The sequence below is a fragment of the Palleronia sp. genome (assembly GCF_042089775.1).
Taxonomy (GTDB): Bacteria; Pseudomonadota; Alphaproteobacteria; order Rhodobacterales; family Rhodobacteraceae; genus Palleronia.
Window position 1 is genome coordinate 1 of the sequence record NZ_JBELKF010000201.1, and the last position, 3319, is coordinate 3319.

The following is a 3319-nucleotide window of genomic DNA, read 5'->3' on the forward strand; positions in this document are numbered from 1 at the left end:
TCCCCCGCTTCCAGACGCCCGGCTCGTCGGGCGCCGACGCCCACGCGGTCATCGAGCCGAACGCGGCGGGTGACGAGCTTCTCGTGCTGGCGCCGGGCAAGCGCACGAAAGTCGCGACCGGGCTGAGGTTCGACATCCCCGAGGGCTACGAGATCCAGGTGCGATCGCGCAGCGGTCTCGCGTTCAAACACGGCGTCGTCGTGCTCAATCAGCTTGATACAATCGATAAGGTTATGAAAGGCCCGTCTGAGGCAATGCCAAGTTATAGACTTATATTCGTCAGGGTGAAGAGAAATACCTTGTCTTGACGGCAAAATGATGACGCGTTGTTTTTTTGCACGTCGTCCCGAACTCGTCCTCGACATGCGCGCGGCCGGGTTTTCCTGCATGTCGTGGTTGCGTAAGGATGCCAGCGTACAGGAATAATGATATGAATTACTTTGAGATCAACTGACAGGTTTCAACCAGAGCGTGGAGCATGGCCGGTTGTCGGATGCAAGAGGATAGGATGAGTTCGACATACAACATACCACTAGTTACGGCGCTCTGTGAAATTAGTCCTGACGCCTCCTCGATGAGCCGCTCCGAGCAGGTAGAGCACCTCTCCTCTGTCAAGGACGCTAGCTTGTCCGTCGCTCGTGCGTTCTACGACCGGAACCACGTTACCTCAGGCATGTCTGAGTTCCTCAGCGGCGCCGTAAAGCGACTATCCGGCAACAGTAGACAGGCAGTGTTCGAGCTCCGTCAGGCAATGGGCGGCGGTAAGACCCACAACATGATCGCCCTCGGGCTGCTGGCTCGGTTTCCGGAGCTCAAAGATCTCCTTCCAGCCAGCATCACTACGGGGGTGGGCGATGAGCCGGCTCGGATTGCGACCGTGAATGGCCGCGACGTCCAAAACTTTATCTGGGGGGATATCGCCGAACAGCTTGGAAAGGCTGAAGAGTTCCGTGATCATTGGATCAACGGTCCTAAAACGATGAGCGAAGGTGATTGGATGCGCCTGATCGGGGACGAGCCCACCCTGATCATGCTCGACGAACTTCCCCCCTATCTCGCCGTCGCGCATACCCAGACGGTCGGCCAGGGGACTTTGCTGGACCTTCTGAAATACTCTCTCGCCAACCTGTTCTCCGCCGCGATGAAATGTAAGCGCTGCGTGGTTGTGGTGGCCTCGCTGGACGCCTCCTATGATGAGGCGCGCCGGGTTCTGGGCGGGATGCTGTCGGATCTGAAGAACGAGATCAGCCGCGGCGCCCAGTCCATCACCCCGGTCGACCTCAGCACTGGCGAGATCTACGACATCCTCAGGAAACGCCTCTTCACGAAGCTCCCCGAGCCGGACGGACCGGAGGTGGACCGGGTGGCGCAGGCCTACCTCGCCACCTACCAGGAGGGGGTCAAGGGGAAGGCGCTGGCGAAGTCCGCCGAGCAGATGGCGGACGAGATCGTCGGCTCCTACCCGTTCCACCCCAGCTACAAGGACATCCTCTCCCTCTTCAAGGAGAACGAGAAGTTCCGCCAGACCCGGGGCCTGATCCAGTTCACCGCGAACCTGATACGGGGGGTCTGGTCGAATGCCGAGGAGGAGGTGTTCCTCGTTGGCGCCCAGTACCTCGACTTCTCCGACCAGGAGACCCGGGACCAGGTCCGGGAGATCGAGCGGTCTCTGGAATCCGCGCTCGCCAGCGACGTCTACGACACGGACGGGTCCTCTCACGCCCAGGAGATCGATGGGGACCGGAACGACCGGGCGGCCTCCCAGGTCGCCTCGCTCCTGTTCATCACCTCCCTATCGGACAACACAGATGGGATCCGCGGCCTGCCGCGGGACACGGTGATCGAGTACTTAGTCGCCCCCGGCAAGGAGCCGACCCGGTTCCTCGAGGCGTTCGACGCGCTGCGGGACCGGTGCTGGTACCTACATAACCGGGACGGCGACCGGTGGTACTTCTCCGATATCGCCAACGTCCGCAAGCAGATCGAGGACAAGGTTGGCAAGATCCCGCAGGACCGGGTCGACGAGGAAATGCGCCGCCGCCTGACGGATATCTTCCGTCCTGTCACTAAGGTCGCCTATTCCGAGCTGGTGGTTCTGCCCCGGGTCGATGAAGTGAACTTGACCCCGTCCAAACGAACCTGCCTGGTTCTCTCCCCGGACACGAAGTCCCCTCCCGCCGCGGCGGCCCGGTTCTTCAACGACGTTGTCTACAAGAACGCATTCTGCGTGGTCGCCGGCGACGGGTCTAAGATGGCCAGCGCGGAAGACAGCGTCCGCCGCCTGCTTGCGATCGCCGCCGTGAAAACGATCGTGGCCGACACGCCCCGACACCAGAAGGAGATCGAATCCGAGCAGGAGACGACCGAGATCGGGTTCAACTCCACCGTGAAGAGCTTGTTTAACGCGGTCTGGTACCCGCAGACGAAGGAGCTGAAGAGCGTCCGGATCGATCTCGGCCATTTCCAGGAGAGGGGCGTCATCCAAGGCGAGAAGGCAGTCGAGGCGGCCCTTTCGGGCGGAGGTGCCCGCAAGCTTGTGGAGCTGGACCCCGAAAAGATGGACGGGCTGATCCAGCGCTGCGAGGACCAGCTCTTCCCGGAAAACCAATCCCGGACCCGCTGGTCCGACGTTCTGGAGCGAGCCGCGTCCAATGCGCGCTGGATCTGGCTTCCCCCGAAGGGACTAGAGGAGATCAAGGCATCCGCGCTCGCGGACGGCCGCTGGGTCGAGGAAAACGGCTACGTCGACAAGAGCCCGCCCCCGCCGCAGCCCCTTATCCGGGTCACCCGGATCGGCGGGGACGAGACGACCGGGGAGAGTGAGCTGGAGCTCGGCGTCTCGAACTGCGGCCGCGCACCGGAGGTGCTGGTCGCTGCCACGTGCGGGGCGCTTGACAAGGGGGAGGTGATCACGGACGGGACCTACCGGACCACCGAGGTGGAGCGATGGTTCCAGGCCCGGAACCCGGACACGGGGGAGGTGAGCGAGCCCTACCGTTGGGCCGGGTCGATCACGATCACCCATGATCGGCTCGACAACGCCGGCATGTGGCAGGTGACCATCGCCGCACGCCCCGAGGCGGAGTTGCGCTGGAACACCACCGGCATTAACCCCAAGGAGGGGACCGTCTATGACGGGACCCCGATCGAGATTGACGGGCGCCAGCGGACCACCCTCTACGTCTACGCGGAGAAGGGGGGCGTCTCGGCGCAGCGGACATTCACGCTTGACGCGGTCGGGGCGAAGAGGACGATCGACGACAACCGGCCCACGAAGGCGAAGCGGGATTTCCAGTTCGCCTCCAAGGGTGAGGTGCTC

Annotated in this window: 3 protein-coding genes; 2 read left to right on the plus strand and 1 reads right to left on the minus strand. The window is 62.7% G+C overall.

From position 1 onward, the window contains the following. Positions 1–308 (plus strand): dUTP diphosphatase (locus ACFDS3_RS19900; RefSeq protein WP_375264070.1); only part of this gene is annotated, 308 nt, incomplete at its 5' end. A gap of 398 nt (positions 309–706) precedes the next feature. On the opposite strand, the gene ACFDS3_RS19905 is transcribed toward ACFDS3_RS19900, so the two are convergent. Next, positions 707–958: a hypothetical protein gene (locus tag ACFDS3_RS19905; protein ID WP_375264072.1), complete on the minus strand. Its 252-nt coding sequence runs from the start codon at positions 956–958 to the stop codon at positions 707–709. Here ACFDS3_RS19905 and ACFDS3_RS19910 point away from each other — a divergent pair. Next, a partial coding sequence (locus ACFDS3_RS19910) for a DUF499 domain-containing protein (RefSeq protein WP_375264071.1) occupies positions 878–3319 on the plus strand: 2442 nt, incomplete at its 3' end. The two genes, ACFDS3_RS19905 and ACFDS3_RS19910, sit on opposite strands and share 81 nt — an antisense overlap.

Bases quoted from the DNA above. Each gene is read 5' to 3' on its own strand.
- ACFDS3_RS19905 (WP_375264072.1), bottom strand. From the start codon at position 958: ATGATCACGGAACTCTTCAGCCTTTCCAAGCTGTTCGGCGATATCCCC.